The organism is Spirillospora sp. NPDC052269 (assembly GCF_040679435.1).
Classification (GTDB): Bacteria; Actinomycetota; Actinomycetes; order Streptosporangiales; family Streptosporangiaceae; genus Spirillospora.
Genome location: NZ_JBFAUU010000028.1, coordinates 1 through 16844, shown reverse-complemented (window position 1 = coordinate 16844; position 16844 = coordinate 1). Strand labels below are relative to the sequence as shown.

Genomic DNA, 16844 nt, shown 5'->3' with positions numbered 1-16844 from the left:
CCTGTGGCACTTTCGGAGATCCCGCTCTGAGACTGCCAATGACAGACGGCTGATGCCCTTCTAATTTTCCTGTCATGAGCTTTGACAGGTCGCGGCACGCGCGGATTCCGGGCCAGTCCCTGCCGTCCAATCAGCGTCGGACCTTCTTGGAGGTCCTCGACCAGGTGATCGGCGAGCGGCATCCAGGACTGAGATCGGGCCTGGTGACGCGCCAGGGCTGCCCGGTGCTGTTCGTGGTCAATGTCGGCCATGTGGCACGCAGCGCCGAAGTCGGCTGTGATTTCGACGCCGACGTGGGGTGGTCGTTCACCTGGGCCACCGAAGGATGGCTGATCGGGCCGGTCCACGACGTCCACGGGGTTGCGCAGATGATCGCGCGCACCTTGCGCGCCTCGCCGAATCCGAGGGCGTGATCGCCGATTCGCCGAATGAAGCCATCGAGCTCAGCCGATGTACATGGCCCGGAAGACCAAGGAGTGAATTCACGTGAACGCCTCTGGCCCCACCAGACTGCCGATTGGCAGACGGGGTGATCGGCACGCCACGCAGGTCCCCGGCATGGCCCGTAGGTGGCTGGCTCGGCAGATCGGCAGCTTTCACCCCGTTCTGGATGATGCAGGGCAGGCTCTCGGTGAGGCGGTGACCAACGTCGTTCAGCACACGACCAGTAGCGCGGTCCGGGTGAGTTACCTGCTGACGAGCCCGTTCGCCATCTACGTCGAGGTCTGCGACCAGGGCGGCAAGGGCGAACGTCCGAGGCTCGGCACCGCCGACTTCGATGCGGAGGAGGGGAGGGGGCTCCACATCATCGACGCTCTCTCGAACGGAGATTGGGGCTGTCGTCAAGCTCCCGGCAGCGTGGGCCACGTCGTCTGGTTCACCATCGATGTCAGCCTGGACCGTTGCGGCGACTCACATGAAACGGATGGGAACGGTCGTCGGATGACCCTCTGATCGCTCCTTCCACGCACACCTGAATGCCTTGGGCTCTTTCGACGGATCCGAATCGGGCGCCGATGGTGGTGCTAGGACGACCGGAAAGGCGTCACAGAACAGCGTTTTCGCGGGGTGTCAGTGGAGCCTGTGCTGTGCCCACTGTTGGGCGACCGCCAGAGAGGCATGGACGCCGGGGGACGCATGAGCGGAGTGGCGGCGTCGCCATCGTTCGGCCGAGAGGATCGCGTGCTGGGTAATGGCCCGCGGTTCGGCTGCCGTCCAGGACGGGAACTGCCGCGCCCAAGCCTCCGCCTCGGCGGGCTGGTGTCCCGCGCGCAGCAACCATGGGATGACCTGGCACAGTTCGACCCAGGGTGCGCCTTTGGAAGCGAAGGCCCAGTCCACCGCGACAGCGCGTCCAGTTTCGCTGATCAACAGATTGTGCGGGTTGAGGTCGGTATGGAGGAGCGCGTCGCCGGCCATGGCGGAAGCGTCGTCGGCCAGGGGCTCCCATCGCCGTTCCACGGCCATCACGACGACTACCGGACGCGGGGTTTCCTGGAGGTTGTGAAGCAGTGCGGTGAGTGCGTGCAGGTCGGATGATCCGGGCTGGTAGTCGGCGTGGCGCGCCTGGACGTGTTCGAAGCCGACCGCGAGCCACCCCCCGGCCTCTGCGGTCCACAGGAGCCGGGGGGCGAAGTCGGGCAGGCACGGATTGACGGCGGCCTCTCTGCGTAGCGCCCGGACCTGGGGACCGTCCTGGCCGTCCGGTCGTATCGGTGCGGCCTTGACGAACACCCGCCGCGCCGATGCCGTCAGCGTGGCGGCGAAGGCGGTGTTGCTGCCTCCGGGTGCCGTACGCGTGTCGCTGACGGTTCCGGTCTGTGCGGCAATCGCCGATCGGAGCTCGGGCGGGAGATCAGTCCAGGCGCAACGCATCAAAGTCTTCCGTCAGTCGGCGATGGTGCTGCACTCGGGCGGACAGCAACCCGCGCCCGCTCCGGCCTCCCAGAATTCCATGTCCACCTGGTAGCCCGTGGCCTCCAGGATCGGGACGGTCCGGGCGAGCGCGGTGCCCGACCGGATGTCGTCGTCCATGACCGGCACGTGGTGCAGGTAGGACCCGGCGTGCTCCATGCCGAAGTCGAAGTAGGGCCCGGTCCGCTTGAGGAAGGCGTGCCAGCCCTCGTCCACCGGGACCGAGGGGACGATCCTGACCCAGGACCCGGGGCTCTCCTTGGCCTTCCGGAGCAGGTCGGCATGCGCCTTGAGGAACACCAGCGCCTGGCCCATCATCCGCTCGGCGTAGTGCCGGGTGACGTGGTTGTAGCGCACGATGTCCGCCACGAGCAGGTCGAACACCTCCGCTGGGACCAACTCGCGCGGGTCCTTCACGACCTGCGCCGTACGTTCGGACATGACGGTCATGGCTCCTCCAAGAGCCTCGGGCACGGCCGGTCGCCGTGCATGGTGCCTCCGGGCGGACAGGTCACAGGGTTCCCGCTTGGAGCGTGGACGCCGCCCGCCCGAAGGAGCTACAGGGGGCTATCCGTCCAGCGCGCACCCGGAACAGTCGCCGAGGATGTGCGCGCGCGCCTCAGCGGGCATATCCCCTGACTCGTTCTCCAGGGTCGCGAGATCCTCTTTGGCGTATAGGCCGAGTGGCCTGTCCAAGCTCATGACAAGAAAAGTAGAGCTGGTCGACATGCCTGTCATTGGCAGTCTGAACGACCAGCTGCACGAAGTAACAACGAGGGATGTCGTCCCAGATCAGTAGGGTAGTCCGACGAAGTCGGCGAGCTCCCGCATCTCTGGCGTGAGCGTGCGCCGTCGATCGACGATCCTGCTCATCACATCTCGCGCGTACCTCTGGTGCGGCAGCCACTCGGGGTTGTCGCGCCTGATGCCCTGGAGGATCTCGAACGCCTCCGGGTACTGACGGAGTCGGACATGGGCATTGGCGACATCAAGCCGATGCCGGTTTCTGTTGCTGGCGGTCACCTGCCGGCCGCTCCTCGGCTCACGGTCCACCATGGCGATCACGCGGTCGGGACGGTCGACGATCATCAAGTTCTCGGCACGCTTGAAGTGCCATGTGGTCGGGCCGAACGTCCGAAGATAGTCCGCATGCGGGGCGTACTCATGTCCCATCGCAACGGCCGCCGTGCGGGCGTACCGCATCGTGTCCTCGGCCTCGCCAGGCCGGTTGTCGCGAACGGCCGACGCCGAGACCCGGATCAGCAGCATGCCCCATGCCGCCAGATCATCCAGCGTCGCTCTGGAGAGCTTCGGCTCGACGTCGTCCGCCCACCGGGTGGCGAGGTCTCGCGTCTCCGCGAGCTTCCCCTGACGGATCAGGAGCCAGGCCATCGTGTTCACCACCGCCGCGCTCTCAAGGCGACCGGTGGCGCTGTCCAGGGCACGCTGCAGGGCAAGCTCTGCAACCCGATACTGCCTGGTCTGCGTCAGAACGGTGCCCACCATGTAGAGCAGCCGGAAACGCAGCGACCGGGCTTCGGGGCCTTCTTCGGCGAGCAGGTCGGCGTCTCTCAGGAGGGAGGGGAAGATTCGTGCGAGTTCTCGCCACCGCGTCTCCCGGTAGAGCGGAACCGCGTCCTGGAGAAGGACCCCGTTGACCCCCTCCACCGTCGGTGCCTCGGCGGGCTGGCTGTTCGGTCTTCTCTCCAGGGCGCGTCTGACCTGGGACCACTGCTCGATGGTGCCCGTGTCCGCGTCATCGGCGTCCGGGCGGACGATCAGTTCGCTCGTTCGCACCTGCAGGGCCACCGCCAGCTTGCGAGCGGTCTCCAAGCGCGTGTCGTCCCGAACCCCCTGCTCCAACTGCCGGATCAAGGACACGGACACGCCGGACGCATGCGCGAGTTCTCTCTGCGTGAGGCCCCTGCGCTTCCTGATGGACTGGAGACGTTCACCAACGGTGGGCGCGCTCATGCGCCCATCGTAGGTACCGAACGGCTGAACTCTCAGACCACTGAACGAAGAAGGAGCGGCGTTCCGGTCGACGCCTGGTGGTTGTCGGTTGTCGGTTGTCGGTTGGGGGTCTGGGGGCGGAGCCCCCAGCTTGGGGTTTGGGGCGGGAGCCCCAAGGGGGCTGCCCGAGCGGAGCGAGGACCTTTCTGTCGGAGACGGGGGCGGGAGGGGGAAAGGTTCGTAGGGTGGCGTTCATGGCGGTTGTGAAGATCAATGTGATCGAGGTTGCCGAGGGCGCCGGGCCGGAGTTGGAGCGGCGGTTCGCCGAGAACATCCACGAGGTGGAGGGGGTTGAGGGGTTCCTCGGGTACGAGTTGCTGCGCCCGACGGACGACGGCCCCTACTACTCGGTGTCCCGCTGGGAGAGCGAGGAGGCCTTCCAGGCGTACGCGGCCGCAGCGTCGGAGAAGGTGCGGACAGGGAACTGGCGCGGCGACACCGCGACCAGCGCGAAGCTGCGGTCGTTCGAGACCGTCGAGTGACGTCCGCGCGCTCGGGCGCCCCCACAAGGGGCTGCCCGAGCGGAGCGAGGTCCTTTGAGAGTCAGGCCTGGGGCGGGCGGGTCATGGAGAGGACGTCGAGGGCGGCGTCCAGTTGGGCCTCGGTGAGGTTGCCGTTCTGCAGGTGGCCGCGTTCGATGACGACCTGGCGGATGGTCTTGCGTTCGGCGAGGGCCTGCTTGGCGACCTTGGCGGCCTCCTCGTAGCCGATGTAGCGGTTCAGCGGGGTCACGATGGATGGGGACGACTCGGCGTACTCGCGGGCGCGCTCGACGTTTGCCTCGATGCCGTCGACCGTGCGGTCGGCGAGGAGGCGGGAGACGTTCGCGAGCAGGCTGATCGACTCCAGGACGTTCCGGGCGAGCATCGGCAGCATGACGTTCAGTTCGAAGGCGCCGGACGCGCCGCCGAACGTGATCGCGGCGTCGTTGCCGATGACCTGGGCGGCGACCTGGGTGACGGCCTCCGGGATCACCGGGTTGACCTTGCCCGGCATGATGGACGACCCGGGCTGCAGGTCCGGCAGGCGGATCTCGGCGAGGCCGGCGCGGGGGCCGGAGCCCATCCAGCGCAGGTCGTTGGCGATCTTGGTGAGGGAGACCGCGATCGTCTTCAGCGCGCCGGACGCCTCGACCAGGCCGTCCCGGGCGCCCTGCGCCTCGAAGTGGTCGCGGGCCTCGGTGAGCGGCAGGCCGGTCGCGCGGGAGATCTCCGCGATCACGCGGGCGGCGAAGCCGGGCGGGGTGTTGATGCCGGTGCCCACGGCCGTCCCGCCCAGGGGCAGCTCGGCCAGGCGCGGCAGGACGGCCTCCAGCCGCTCCGCGCCGAGCCGGACCTGCGCCGCGTACCCGCCGAACTCCTGGCCGAGGGTGACGGGCGTCGCGTCCATCAGGTGGGTGCGGCCCGACTTCACGACCTCGGCGAACTCGGCCTGCTTGCGCGCGAGGGACGCCTCCAGGTGGCGCAGCGCCGGGATCAGGTCGTTGAGCACCGCGCCCGTCGCGGCGATGTGGATGGACGACGGGAACACGTCGTTCGACGACTGCGACGCGTTGACGTGGTCGTTCGGGTGGACGTCCCGTCCGAGGCGCTCGGTGGCGAGGGTCGCGACGACCTCGTTGGTGTTCATGTTGGACGACGTTCCGGAGCCCGTCTGGAACACGTCGATCGGGAACTGGTCGTCCCACTTCCCGGCGGCGACCTCGAGCGCCGCCTCCCGGATCGCCTCGGCCATGTCCTTCTGCAGGACGCCCAGCTCGGCGTTCACCGCCGCGGCGGCGGCCTTGATCTGGCCGAGTGCGGCGATATGCGTGGGTTCGAGGCCGCGTCCCGAGATCGGGAAGTTCTCGACGGCGCGCTGCGTCTGCGCCCGCCACTTCGCCTCGGCCGGGACCCGAACCTCGCCCATGGAATCGTGCTCGATCCGGTAGTCCATGGAAAGCCACCTCCGCTGTGACGCGTCCCCTGTAACCGACGTTAACTCTCGTCGGTTCGCAGCCTCCCGGGCGCCCCGTCCATTCCCGGACGTGATCGACCAGACACCCCGGCCCCCAAGCGGTTGGGGGCCGAGGCCTCAGCCGCCGGTGCCGCCGTCGGTCGCTAAGCGGTCCACGGTGTAGGTGCGGCGTTCGCCGGGACGGCCCGCCGGTTTGTGCTCGCCGTTGACCCAGACGTCGCAGGCGGCCGCGTTGCTCACGACGGCCGTCAGCTTCGGCTGGTTGTACTTGCGGGCGTCGCCCTGGGAGAGCGTCTCGTCCGCGATGACGGTCAGCTTGGAACCGGGCACCGAGACGAAGATCTTGCAGCCGTCCTCGCGCGCGCGCACGAGAAGGGTCGCGGACTCCGCACCCGCCGGGACGTCGGAGGGCGAACCCGCGCCGTTGGACTTGGGCGAGGGCTGGGTGGAGGACGGCCTGGACTTCTCCTTCATCATCCCGAAGATCAGAGCGGCCGCGCCGATGCCGCAGGACGCGACGGTCGCGCTGACCAGCGCGATCACGATCATGAGCCGCAGGCGGGGCGTGGCGGGCGCCGCGCGCCGGGCCGACCGCGGCCCGTTCAGGGCGCGCTCCAGGCGGTCGGTGGCACGGGCGTGGGTGAGCCTGCGCGTGGGGTTCTTCACGAGCAGGCCGTCGATCACCGGGGCCAGCGGCCCGGCGCGCAGCGGCGGCGGCGGGGACTCGTTCGCCAGGGCGCTGAGCGTCGCCATCACGTTCTCGCGCTCGAACGGCGGCTTGCCCTCGACCGCGGCGTACAGGGTCGCGCCGAGGGACCACAGGTCGGAGCGGGGCGTCGCCTTCTCCCCGGCGGCGACCTCGGGCGCGACATAGGCGGGGGAGCCCATGAAGTGACCGGTCTTGGTGAGCTTCACCGAACCCGACGAGAACGCCAGGCCGAAGTCGGTCAGCACCACCCGGTCGCCGTCCAGCAGCACGTTGGACGGCTTGAGGTCGCGGTGCACGATGCCGGCCCGGTGCGCCTCGTCCAGCGCGGTGAGGAGCTGGCGGCCGATGTCCGCCACGCGCTCGGGCGGGAGCGGGCCGTCGCGCTCGATCAGGTCCTCCAGGCTGGGGGACTCGATCAGCTCCATCACGATCCACGGACGGCCCTGCTCGATGACCACGTCGTAGACCTCGACGATCGAGGTCGAGCGCAGTTGTGCCGGGGCGCGCGCCTCGCGCAGCGTCCGGCGGTAGAACACCACCCGGTCGTCCTCGGAGAGGTCCGCGGGCAGCCGCAGTTCCTTGATCGCCACCGCGCGATCGAGGAGGTCGTCGTGGCCTCTCCAGACGGTTCCGTTGGCGCCTTGACCGATTTCCGAGACCAGCCGGTAGCGCGTCGCCAGCACGAGGCGCTCTGACTGAGACATGGCGGAAAAGATACCGGAGTGACCAGGTTCCGAGCGGCTACACCTAGGCACCAACTTGGATTTTCCGCCGAATGTATCCGCTCTGTCACCAAAGGCCCGGCCAGTACCCTCCCGTCCCAGGATCGACCCCGCCCAAACCCGCTGGATCAACCGCGAAAGTCACCTCTCGCCACCCCCGCGACCCACCCCCGCGACCCGCCCGGGGACACGCCGCCCGCGCCCCCCGCAGAGCAGGAAGGTCTCCGTCTCCGAGGGGTCCTCGGAGACGGAGACCTTCCGTCGATCGGTGGGTTTGTCGGCTAACGCCGTCCGATGGTCAGGACGGGGCCGGTGGTGTCGGCGAAGAAGTCCTGGCCCTTGTCGTCGACGACGATGAAGGCGGGGAAGTCCTCGACCTCGATCTTCCAGACGGCCTCCATGCCCAGCTCGGGGTACTCCAGGACCTCGACCTTCTTGATGCAGTCCTGGGCGAGGCGGGCGGCGGGGCCGCCGATGGAGCCGAGGTAGAAGCCGCCGTGCGCGCCGCACGCGTCGGTGACCTGCTGGGACCGGTTGCCCTTGGCGAGCATGACCAGGGAGCCGCCCGCGGCCTGGAACTGCTCGACGTAGGAGTCCATGCGTCCGGCGGTGGTGGGGCCGAACGAGCCGGACGCGTAGCCCTCAGGGGTCTTGGCGGGGCCCGCGTAGTACACGGCGTGGTCGCGTAGGTACTGCGGCATGGGCTCGCCCGCGTCCAGCCGCTCCTTGATCTTGGCGTGCGCGATGTCGCGGGCGACGACGAGCGGGCCGGTCAGCGACAGCCGGGTCTTGACCGGGTACTTGGTCAGCTCGGCGCGGATCTCGTCCATCGGACGGTTCAGGTCGATCCGGACGACGTCGTCCGACAGGTGCTCGTCGGTGGTCTCCGGGAGGTAGCGGGCCGGGTCGGTCTCCAGCTTCTCCAGGAACACGCCCTCGGCGGTGATCTTGCCGAGGACCTGCCGGTCGGCGCTGCACGACACGGCGATCGCGACCGGGCAGGACGCGCCGTGCCGCGGCAGCCGGATCACGCGGACGTCGTGGCAGAAGTACTTGCCGCCGAACTGGGCGCCGATGCCGAGCTTCTGGGTGAGCTCGAACACCTGCTGCTCCAGCTCCACGTCCCGGAAGCCGTTGCCGAGCGGCGAGCCCTCGGTCGGCATCGTGTCCAGGTAGTGCGCGGAGGCGTACTTCGCGGTCTTCATGGCGTACTCGGCGGACGTCCCGCCGACGACGATCGCCAGGTGGTACGGCGGGCACGCGGCGGTGCCGAGCGAGCGGATCTTCTCCTCCAGGAAGGACATCATCCGCTTCGGGTTCAGGACGGCCTTGGTCTCCTGGAACAGGAACGACTTGTTGGCGCTGCCGCCGCCCTTGGCCATGAACAGGAACTTGTAGGCGTCGCCGTCGGTCGCGTACAGCTCGACCTGCGCGGGGAGGTTGTTGCCGGTGTTCTTCTCGTCCCACATGGTGACCGGGGCCATCTGCGAGTAGCGCAGGTTCAGCTTGGTGTACGCGTCGTACACGCCGCGCGAGATGGCCTCCTCGTCCCGCCCGGACGTCAGGACGTGCTGGCCGCGCTTGCCCATGACGATCGCGGTCCCGGTGTCCTGGCACATCGGCAGGACGCCGCCGGACGCGATGCCCGCGTTCTTCAGCAGGTCCAGGGCCACGAACCGGTCGTTGGGGGACGCCTCCGGGTCGTCCAGGATCTTCCGCAGCTGCGCCAGGTGCGTGGGCCGCAGCAGGTGCGCGATGTCCCGCATGGCGGTCTCGGTGAGCAGCCGCAGGGCCTCCGGATCGACCTGGAGGAAGGTCCGCCCGCCGGCCTCGAACGTGGACACGCCGTCCGTGGTCAGCAGCCGGTACTCGGTCTCGTCCGGACCGGTCGGCAGCAGGTCGGTGTAGGAGAACTCAGGCATCGAAGATCCTCAGGAGGTATCCGGGTGGGGCCGCCCTACAGGGTACGACCTGTCACCGAACCCTCCGGCTCGGAGTGCTCCCCGGAGGCCGCCGGCGGCTCCCGGAGCCCGCGTCCACCGGGTCCGCCGGGCTCTGGAAGGGGTCGCAGCGGTCGCGGCGGGCCCGTGGGACGCAGGCCGAGGACGACGCCGACCGCCACCAGCGCGGCCCCGGCGATCTCGGCCGGACGGGGCGTCGCGATGCCGAGGACCATGGTCGTCAGGACGGCGCTCACCGGGATCATCCCGGCGAACAGGCCCGCCCGGTCGGCGCCCATGCGTCCCAGGGCGTCGTACCAGAGCAGGAACGCGGCGCAGGTCACGATCACCGTGAGGTACAGCAGCCCGGCGAGCTCGGCCCCGGTCGGGAGGCGCAGGACGTGCCGTCCGTCCGTGATCAAGCCCGTGACCAGCAGCATCGGGGACGCGAGTGCCGCCGACCACGCCGACGTCCGGATCGGCCCCAGTCGCGGCAGGACGGGCACGGCGAGCAGCGAGAAGCAGATCTCCCCGCCCAGCGCCCCCAGCGACAGCAGCAGCCCTTGGACCGTCCCGCCGCCGAACCCGTTCGCCAGCCCCGCCCCGGCCGTCACCACACACGCCGCCAAGACGGTCATCACGGCGGGCCGCCGCCCGGACAGCAGCGGCCCCACCAGCGCCAGCACGATCGGGACGGTCGCGACGACCGTCCCGATCGTCGCCGGGCTCGTGTCCCGCGTGGCGAAGATGATGCACACGTTGAACGCCGCCAGCCCCGTCGCCGCCAGGGCCACCAGAAACCCGAACTCCCGCACCGACGGAAAACCCCCACCCGCCCGAGCGCCCGGCCGCGCGTCGGGCCGAGCACCTGTCCGAGCGTTGGGCCGAGCGCCCGGCCGCGCGTCCGCCCGAGCGTTGGGCCGAGTGCCCGGCCGAGCGTCCGACCGAGCATTCGCCCGCGCGACCGGCTGGGCGTCCGGTCGAGCGCCTGGCCGTGGGGGTCGTCCGCCTCGCCGGGCTCTGCGGCGGTCGTCCAGGCGGGCGGCGGCGAAGAGCAGGGCGGCGGCGCCCGCGTAGCGGACGGCCTGCCCGCCGAACACGGGGAAGCTCGCGATCGTCGCGGAGACGGCGGTGAGCGACCCGACGAGGGACATCGCGATGGCGGCCTGCGAGATATCGCGGGTGTTGGCCGGAGAGGTCATGACATGGAACGCTAAGAGTGCTTTGGTCCCCGAAACAGGGCCAATCCCCTTACCTTTCCGAGGACCACGCCCTTGACCTCTCCGAGGATCAGCCCCCCGACCTCCCCGTGGATGAGCCTTCCGACCTCCCCGGGGGCGAAGCCGTGACGGACCTGTACCTCAGCCTCGACCGCTCGGCCGGGCACCTCGCGGCGCAACTGGCGGCGGACTGCCGGGACGCGATCAGGACAGGACGCCTCGTGGCGGGCACGCGCCTGCCCTCCAGTCGTGATCTCGCCCGTGACCTGGGGATCTCCCGGGGTGTGGTGGTCACCGCGTACGAGCAGCTGATCGCCGAGGGCTTCCTCGTCGCGCGCCGGGGCGACGGCACCCGCGTCGCTCCCAACGCCCGTCCCGTCTCGAGTCCGGCCCCGACTCCCGCCGAGCCGGACGGGCACCCGCGAGCCAGCCGACCCGACCGTGCGAAGCCCACCACCCTTCAGAACGGGCAGAGAGGGGGAGCCGAGCAGGGCGCACAGACGCGAGCCGGTGGCCCGGACAGGCGAACAAAGATCAACGGGCCAGAGGGTGGCCGGGCGGAGACGGCCGCGCTGAACGGACGGACCGAGGCCGTCGCGCTGAGCGGATGGACCGGGGCGGCCCCGCAGGACGGACGGACCGGGACCGCCGCGCGGGACGGACGGACCGGGACCGCTCCGCGCACGGTGCGGTTCGATCTGACGCCTGGACGGCCCGACCTGTCGGCGTTTCCGCGTTCTCGCTGGTTGACGGCCTATCGGGCGGCGTTGCAGGCCGTCCCGCACCAGGCGTTGACCTATCCCGATCCCGGTGGCGTTCCGGAGCTGCGGGCCGAGCTGGCGGCGTATCTGGGACGGGTCCGGGCCGCGCACGCGGACGCCGCTCAGGTCGTGATCATGAACGGGGTGGCGCTGGGGCTGTCCTCGGCCGTCCGGGCGCTGGTCGCGGCCGGGCGCACGACGCTCGCCCTGGAGGATCCGACCAGCGAGCGCCAGCTCCCGATGCTGCTGGCGACGGGCGCGCGGATCGTCCGGGTGCCCGTCGACGCGGACGGCCTGGACGTCGCGGCGCTCGCCCGGACCGGCGCGGACGCCGCGCTCGTGACCCCCGCGCACCAGTACCCGACCGGCGTCGTCCTCGCCCCCGAGCGCCGCGCGGCCCTGGTGGACTGGGCGCGCGCCGCCGACGCGGTGATCGTCGAGGACGACTACGACGCCGAGTTCCGCTACGACGGCGACCCGGTGGGATGCCTCCAGGGCGTCGCGCCCGAGCGGACCGTCCTGCTCGGCTCGGTCAGCAAGGCGCTCGCTCCCGGGATGCGGCTCGGCTGGGCGGTCGCGCCGTCCTGGATAGCCTCTGAACTGCGCGAACATCGTGAGTTGAGCGACCTTGGCGGGCCCGTCCTGGACCAGTACGCCTTCGCGCGCCTGCTCGCGGACGGCGCGTACGACCGGCACCTGCGGGCCATGCGACGCCGCTACCGGGCCCGGCGGGACGCCCTGGTCGAGGCGCTCCACGAGCACATCCCGGACGCCGTGGTCCGAGGCATCTCCGCGGGCGTCCACCTGTACCTGGAGTTGCCCCTGGGGGCGTCCGAGACCACCGTGGTCGAGGTGGCGGCCGAGTCAGGTGTCCGCGTCTCGGGCGCCAGTGAGATGTGGAGCACGGATCAACGCCGTCCGGCGCTCGTCCTCGGGTACGCGGCCCTCACCGAAACCCGCCTGCACGAGGCCGCACGCATCCTCGGCACCGCCGTGGCCGACGCCCGAACCTGACGGCGCCGGCCCGTCACGCGGGGGTGACGGCGCTCACCGGACGGTTACCGGGGGAGGTCGAGGGTAGGTACGGGGTTCCCGTCATAGGAGGTACAGATGACTCTGGACGAGGCCGCGCGGCAGCTGAAGATGGCCGTCCACGACGCACAGGTGTCGTTCGACCTGATCGGCCTCGGCGACCTCGACCGCGCGCAGGAGAACGCGGTCACCGCCCGCGCGGCGATAGACGCGACGATCACGGCGCTCGACCGGGCCTCGGAGGACATGAGCCCGGACGAGGCGCGCGACGCGGGCGAGAAGGCGATCATGGCCATCGGCAAGGACTGACCCCCGACCACGTCGACCCCACTCCGAACAAGCCCCTCTGATCAGGCCCACCCCGCATAGACCACGTCCGTCGCGCACGGAGCGGGGATCGTGCGCGACGGACACGGGGCGGGCCAAGGCCACCGGACGAGACAAGCGCTCAAGGTGCCAGGCGGAGCAAGTGCCCCAAGCCACCCCGCGCTCAGCCCACCCCGCGCTCAGGCCGCCGGGCGCTCAGCCCACCGGGCGGAGTGAGGACTCGAGCCACCGAGCGCACAGGGTGCCGGGCGGAGCGAGAGCCCCAAACCACCCAGCGCTCAGCCCACCCAGCCCTCAGCCCGCCGGGCGTTCAGGTGCCGGGCGTTCAGGCCACCGGGCGTTCGGACGCCGGGCGGACGAGGCTCAGACCACCGGATGTTCAGACCGCCGGGCGGAGTGAGGGCTCAGGCCACGGGGCGTTCGGCCGCCACGGGAGCGGGCTCGTTCGCGGATCCGGCGGGCTCGAACCCGCGCGCCAGCGCGATGATCACGAGCGTGAGCACGGCGGGCACGATGTAGCTGGTCTGGTAGCTGGACATCGGCTGGACGATCAGCACGATGACCGCGCCGACCACGAACCCGACGTAGTTGAAGATGTTGACGCGCGCGACCGCGATGCCGAGTCCGCTGGCGTCCACCTTGCCGGCCGCCGAGAACGAGATCGGGGCGACCACGCACAGGCCGAGGCCGGTGACGGCGAAGCCCGCGATCGCCATCGGGGCGTTCTGCGCGGCGAAGACCAGGATGAGACCGAGCGCGCCCACGACCGTCCCGGCCCGGACGACCTTGGTCGCGCCGAAGCGGCGGACGCCGAGGTCGGCGACGGCGCGGCTGGCGACCATCATCACCTGGTAGGCGGCGAGGCCGAGCGGCGCGACGGACTTGCTGTGCAGGTCCTTGTCGAAGAACAGCGTGCCGAAGTTCGACAGCATCGAGTCGGCGATGTAGAAGCAGGCCATCGCGATGCCGATGATCAGGACGGGCCGCCACGGGACGAGCTTGGCCGCCGACTTCACCGCCTCCGCGGCGACGTTCGCGGCCTCCTCGGCACGGCGGTACAGGCGCGTCCCGGTGGCCGCGGACACCGCGATCCCGAGGACGGCCGGGATCGCGAACCCGACGGCGAGCGACTTGGTCAGCGAGTGCGGGAAGACGTACTCGTTGGCCGCCCACGCCCAGACCGCGCCGAGCCCTGCCGCCGCGCTCCACAGCGCGTGGAAGCCGGTGAGGATGCTGACCCCGTACGCCCGCTCCGCGCGGACGGCCTGCGCGTTCATCGACGCGTCCACCGCGCCGACGGCCAGGCCGAACAGCCCGATCAGCACGTAGAGCGGGAGGTTGGCGTCCCCGGTGAGGCCGACGCTGAGGACGGTCAGGCAGACGAGCGGCTGCGAGATCCGCAGCACCGGGCCGCTGCCGAACCGTCCCATCAGCGGGGCGGCGATCGCGCTGCCCACACCGGCGATGATCGGGACGCAGAGCACCAGGATGTTGATCTGGTCGTCGGTCATGTGGTGCGCGTCGCGGAGCTGGTTGACCCGTCCGACCAGCGTGGCGAAGCACAGGCCCTGGACGGCGAACGCGGCGTACGCGGCGAGCCGGGCTTGGCGGTCCCGGCCGGTGACGGCCCCTGCCCCTGCCGTGGCGGCTTCCGTTGGCATATCCGCCCCTCCTCAACCGCGAATCCGGGGTCCGGGCGGCCGAAACATGAAAGAGTTTCGCATGAGGGTAGAGAGCCGGACGCACGGCGGTCAACGCCCGCGAACATAGCGAAAAGGTTGCTCTTCGGCCACAGCCCCCCGCACCGGACGAACACCCCCACCCAGCGGGCGGGGCGTCCGGGCCTCGGGGGTGGCGGGGCGGGCGGGATACGCTGGCGGCGTGGACAGCAGCCGCCCGCCCCGCGTGCGTGATCTGCGCGCGTCCGACACCGACCGGGAGCGCGTGGTCGCGGTCCTCGGCGAGGCGCTCGCCGACGGCCGGATCACGATGGAGGAGCACGCCGAGCGCACCTCTCGCGCCTACGCCGCCCGCACCCTGGGCGAGCTGACCGGGATCACGACCGATCTGAGCCCCGAGGAGTCCCAGCCGATCCTGGTGGACGATCGTCCCGTGTCGGTGGTCTTCGGGCGGACGCGCCGCGAGGGCCGGTGGGTCGTCCCGGTGAAGCTGCCGCTGGTCGCGCTGTTCGGCACGGTCGAACTCGACCTGCGCGACGCCGTGCTGCAACGCCGCCACATCGTCCTCGACTCGCTGCTTGTGGCCGGGCGCGTCCGCCTGCTCGTCCCGGACGGCGTGCACGTCACGGTCACCGGACGCACCGCGCTCACCACCCGTGACCTGCGCACCCGTCCCGAACAGGACGGCCCGACCGTCGAGATCAGCGGAACCCTGATCTTCGGCTCCGTGACGGCCCGCGCCCCGAAACGAACCCTCCGCGAACGAGCCCGAGCCCGCCTCCCCCGCCGCCGCTCCTAGGGAAGGCCCGCGCCCAACCGCCGTGGCCGCTCAACACACGCCGCCGCCGCTCCTAGGAACGGCCCGCGCCCGACCGCTGCTCCTAGGAACGGCCCGCGTCCGGCCGCCGCTCCTAAAGGACGGCCCGCGCCCGCCCGGCGCGGCTGCTCGGCATACGCCCGTCTGTCTCGCGCGGTGGTTCTAGAGGACGCCTTCGAGGACGGTTACGGTGATCAGCGGGCGTTCGCGCAGCGCGAGCAGTTCGTTCGCGAGGGACGCGAGGGCCAGCGGGTCGTGCTGGTAGCCCTCGAACCCGGCCGCGAGCAGGGTTCGGGGGACGGCCCCCGCGTTGAGCAGGACGCGCCAGTCCTCTGGCGCCAGCGAGAGGTACTCCAGGTGCTTGAGCCGCTTGATCTCCAGCGGGTCGGCGAGCGTGTGGCGGTCGGCGGTCAGCGTCCGCAGGCGCGGGCAGTCGAAGACCGGTGCGAGGCTGAGCGGCTCACCCTCCCACACGCCGATGCGCAGCACCTCCAGGCCTGGGTTCGCCGCGGCTTCGACGCTCCCCACGCTCGGGTCGTTGAGGTACGCCACCGCCTTGGCCGGGTCGCCGGACACACCTCTGCCGTGGACGATGTCGCCGTACTCGTCGTGGACGATCATGTCGGTGAGTGAGTCGGCGACGAGCATCGCGCCGATGTTCCACTCGTGTTCGATCATGATGATCTGGCCCAGGTGTCCTTTCGGGCCGGGCGTCAGGTCGATGGCGTAGCGGTCGCCGCCGCCGTTGTCGCCGAACGCGATCCAACCCGGCGAGCCGACCAGCCTCTGGACGGCGGACTCCTGGCCCGTCACGACCGCCTCGGCCGCCCCGAACTTCCACCGCGTCGGACGGGACTCGGCGTTCGCGATGTAGAGGGAGTCCAGCGGGAGGAGTTCGCAGCGGACGGCGTCCTCGTACTCGTCCATGGCCTCGTCGTCGCCGTTCAGGTCGTCGAGCCGGGCGCGCGTGACGCGGTAGAGCGCTTTGAGTTCGTCGGGAAGCGGAAGACCGAGCCGGGCCTCGGCGGCGGCGATCTCCTCGTCGGTCGCGCCGATCGCGTTCGGGAGGCGCTCGCGGAGCGTCCGCTCCAGCAGTGCCGCGTCGGCCGTGGGGGCGGGCGTCGCGTCGGGGGACGGTTCGGGGAGGCGGCGCCACGGCTCCGGGACGGCGCCCTCGACGAAGCGGAGGTCGCCGGGCCCGGGGCTCCCGATGGCCTGGTCGGCGGCGGGGCCGGTGTCGATGAGGCGGAGCGTGGTCCGTCCGTCCGGCTCGATGTCGACGACGAACGAGATGCCGTCGAGGTCGCCGAGCGAGTTCCGGAGCAGCTCGACCGCGTCCAACTCCTCCTGCATGTCGTTGATCATTGAGGCCTGGCCGGGGGCGGGCGGCCGACGCGGCACCGGAACGCTCCAGCTGTGCCGGCCGATGTCCCCGGCCGCCCGGCCGCTCTTCCCGGCGCCGATGCCGTCCCGGATGAGCCGCAGCAGAGGTTCCCAGGTCGCGAAGTCTTCGAGGGCGGGCATGGGACGGCCTCCGGGATCAGTGATCATTTGATGGGCTGATTGTGCCCGCCCGTCCCGACATTCCGGACGATCGCCGAGGGCCCCGGCGTCGGTCGGGCAGCGTCCGCGGCGCCGGCCGGGCGGTGACCGACGATTCGCTAGTGCGCTGACCACATACGTTTGCCTGGTTTGTTCATGCGGCTTTGGGGTGTGGGCGTCCCCAGCGTTGCTGGCGTTGGCTGCGGATGCGG

Annotated in this window: 15 protein-coding genes; 6 read left to right on the top strand and 9 right to left on the bottom strand. The window is 70.6% G+C overall.

Translation table 11 applies throughout. The annotated features are described in order from the left end of the window. Positions 1-74 precede the first annotated feature (74 nt). Both AB0L06_RS39785 and AB0L06_RS39780 read left to right on the top strand, forming a co-directional pair. Complete coding sequence (locus AB0L06_RS39785; RefSeq protein WP_500236505.1) at positions 75-413, top strand: hypothetical protein; 339 nt, start codon at positions 75-77, stop codon at positions 411-413. Between the two features lie 73 nt (positions 414-486). Further along, positions 487-954: an ATP-binding protein gene (locus tag AB0L06_RS39780; RefSeq protein WP_500236504.1), complete on the top strand. Its 468-nt coding sequence runs from the start codon at positions 487-489 to the stop codon at positions 952-954. 117 nt (positions 955-1071) lie between these two features. Here the strand turns inward: AB0L06_RS39780 and AB0L06_RS39775 are convergent, their stop codons facing one another. The 3 genes from AB0L06_RS39775 to AB0L06_RS39765 form a co-directional block, all read right to left on the bottom strand. Next, complete coding sequence (locus AB0L06_RS39775; protein WP_500236503.1) at positions 1072-1875, bottom strand: phosphotransferase; 804 nt, start codon at positions 1873-1875, stop codon at positions 1072-1074. A 12-nt stretch (positions 1876-1887) separates the two neighbouring features. Further along, the gene (locus AB0L06_RS39770; protein ID WP_500236501.1) at positions 1888-2355 is read right to left on the bottom strand and encodes a glycine-rich domain-containing protein; all 468 of its coding nucleotides are present in this window, start codon (positions 2353-2355) and stop codon (positions 1888-1890) included. 351 nt (positions 2356-2706) lie between these two features. Beyond that, positions 2707-3888, bottom strand: coding sequence for a helix-turn-helix domain-containing protein (locus AB0L06_RS39765; protein ID WP_500236500.1), 1182 nt, complete (start codon positions 3886-3888; stop codon positions 2707-2709). A gap of 233 nt (positions 3889-4121) precedes the next feature. Here AB0L06_RS39765 and AB0L06_RS39760 point away from each other — a divergent pair, with 233 nt between their 5' ends. Beyond that, on the top strand, positions 4122-4409 hold the full coding sequence (locus AB0L06_RS39760) for an antibiotic biosynthesis monooxygenase family protein (protein WP_500236499.1): 288 nt from the start codon (positions 4122-4124) through the stop codon (positions 4407-4409). 61 nt (positions 4410-4470) lie between these two features. Here AB0L06_RS39760 and AB0L06_RS39755 read toward each other — a convergent pair whose 3' ends face one another. The 4 genes from AB0L06_RS39755 to AB0L06_RS39740 all read right to left on the bottom strand — a co-directional run bounded on the left by AB0L06_RS39755 (position 4471) and on the right by AB0L06_RS39740 (position 10456). Further along, on the bottom strand, positions 4471-5862 hold the full coding sequence (locus AB0L06_RS39755; protein ID WP_500236497.1) for a class II fumarate hydratase: 1392 nt from the start codon (positions 5860-5862) through the stop codon (positions 4471-4473). Between the two features lie 138 nt (positions 5863-6000). Beyond that, complete coding sequence (locus tag AB0L06_RS39750) at positions 6001-7296, bottom strand: serine/threonine-protein kinase (RefSeq protein ID WP_500236496.1); 1296 nt, start codon at positions 7294-7296, stop codon at positions 6001-6003. 299 nt (positions 7297-7595) lie between these two features. Next, complete coding sequence (locus tag AB0L06_RS39745) at positions 7596-9236, bottom strand: fumarate hydratase (RefSeq protein ID WP_500236494.1); 1641 nt, start codon at positions 9234-9236, stop codon at positions 7596-7598. 35 nt (positions 9237-9271) lie between these two features. Continuing rightward, positions 9272-10456, bottom strand: coding sequence for a DMT family transporter (locus AB0L06_RS39740; RefSeq protein ID WP_500236493.1), 1185 nt, complete (start codon positions 10454-10456; stop codon positions 9272-9274). 143 nt (positions 10457-10599) lie between these two features. Between AB0L06_RS39740 and AB0L06_RS39735 the strand changes: the two genes are divergently transcribed. Both AB0L06_RS39735 and AB0L06_RS39730 read left to right on the top strand, forming a co-directional pair. After that, entirely contained in the window at positions 10600-12249 is a 1650-nt protein-coding gene (locus tag AB0L06_RS39735) for an aminotransferase-like domain-containing protein (RefSeq protein WP_500236491.1), read from the top strand. Positions 12250-12345: 96 nt separating this feature from the next. Then, entirely contained in the window at positions 12346-12576 is a 231-nt protein-coding gene (locus AB0L06_RS39730) for a hypothetical protein (RefSeq protein WP_500236489.1), read from the top strand. A 422-nt stretch (positions 12577-12998) separates the two neighbouring features. Here the strand turns inward: AB0L06_RS39730 and AB0L06_RS39725 are convergent, their stop codons facing one another. Beyond that, positions 12999-14255: an MFS transporter gene (locus tag AB0L06_RS39725; protein WP_500236488.1), complete on the bottom strand. Its 1257-nt coding sequence runs from the start codon at positions 14253-14255 to the stop codon at positions 12999-13001. Between the two features lie 220 nt (positions 14256-14475). Here AB0L06_RS39725 and AB0L06_RS39720 point away from each other — a divergent pair, with 220 nt between their 5' ends. Further along, a complete protein-coding gene (locus AB0L06_RS39720) occupies positions 14476-15072 on the top strand; it encodes a DUF1707 SHOCT-like domain-containing protein (protein ID WP_500236487.1) in 597 nt (198 codons plus the stop codon). A 180-nt stretch (positions 15073-15252) separates the two neighbouring features. Here AB0L06_RS39720 and AB0L06_RS39715 read toward each other — a convergent pair whose 3' ends face one another. Further along, complete coding sequence (locus tag AB0L06_RS39715) at positions 15253-16614, bottom strand: SMI1/KNR4 family protein (protein WP_500236486.1); 1362 nt, start codon at positions 16612-16614, stop codon at positions 15253-15255. Positions 16615-16844: the final 230 nt, after the last annotated feature.

What these genes read in the sequence shown, in the direction of transcription:
- AB0L06_RS39765 (WP_500236500.1), bottom strand. Translation starts at nt 3,888, where the DNA reads ATGAGCGCGCCCACCGTTGGTGAACGTCTCCAGTCCATCAGGAAGCGC.
- AB0L06_RS39730 (WP_500236489.1), top strand. Translation starts at nt 12,346, where the DNA reads ATGACTCTGGACGAGGCCGCGCGGCAGCTGAAGATGGCCGTCCACGAC.
- AB0L06_RS39755 (WP_500236497.1), bottom strand. Translation starts at nt 5,862, where the DNA reads ATGGACTACCGGATCGAGCACGATTCCATGGGCGAGGTTCGGGTCCCG.
- AB0L06_RS39725 (WP_500236488.1), bottom strand. Translation starts at nt 14,255, where the DNA reads ATGCCAACGGAAGCCGCCACGGCAGGGGCAGGGGCCGTCACCGGCCGG.
- AB0L06_RS39745 (WP_500236494.1), bottom strand. Translation starts at nt 9,236, where the DNA reads ATGCCTGAGTTCTCCTACACCGACCTGCTGCCGACCGGTCCGGACGAG.
- AB0L06_RS39760 (WP_500236499.1), top strand. Translation starts at nt 4,122, where the DNA reads ATGGCGGTTGTGAAGATCAATGTGATCGAGGTTGCCGAGGGCGCCGGG.
- AB0L06_RS39785 (WP_500236505.1), top strand. Translation starts at nt 75, where the DNA reads ATGAGCTTTGACAGGTCGCGGCACGCGCGGATTCCGGGCCAGTCCCTG.
- AB0L06_RS39770 (WP_500236501.1), bottom strand. Translation starts at nt 2,355, where the DNA reads ATGTCCGAACGTACGGCGCAGGTCGTGAAGGACCCGCGCGAGTTGGTC.
- AB0L06_RS39740 (WP_500236493.1), bottom strand. Translation starts at nt 10,456, where the DNA reads ATGACCTCTCCGGCCAACACCCGCGATATCTCGCAGGCCGCCATCGCG.
- AB0L06_RS39715 (WP_500236486.1), bottom strand. Translation starts at nt 16,614, where the DNA reads ATGCCCGCCCTCGAAGACTTCGCGACCTGGGAACCTCTGCTGCGGCTC.
- AB0L06_RS39775 (WP_500236503.1), bottom strand. Translation starts at nt 1,875, where the DNA reads ATGCGTTGCGCCTGGACTGATCTCCCGCCCGAGCTCCGATCGGCGATT.
- AB0L06_RS39750 (WP_500236496.1), bottom strand. Translation starts at nt 7,296, where the DNA reads ATGTCTCAGTCAGAGCGCCTCGTGCTGGCGACGCGCTACCGGCTGGTC.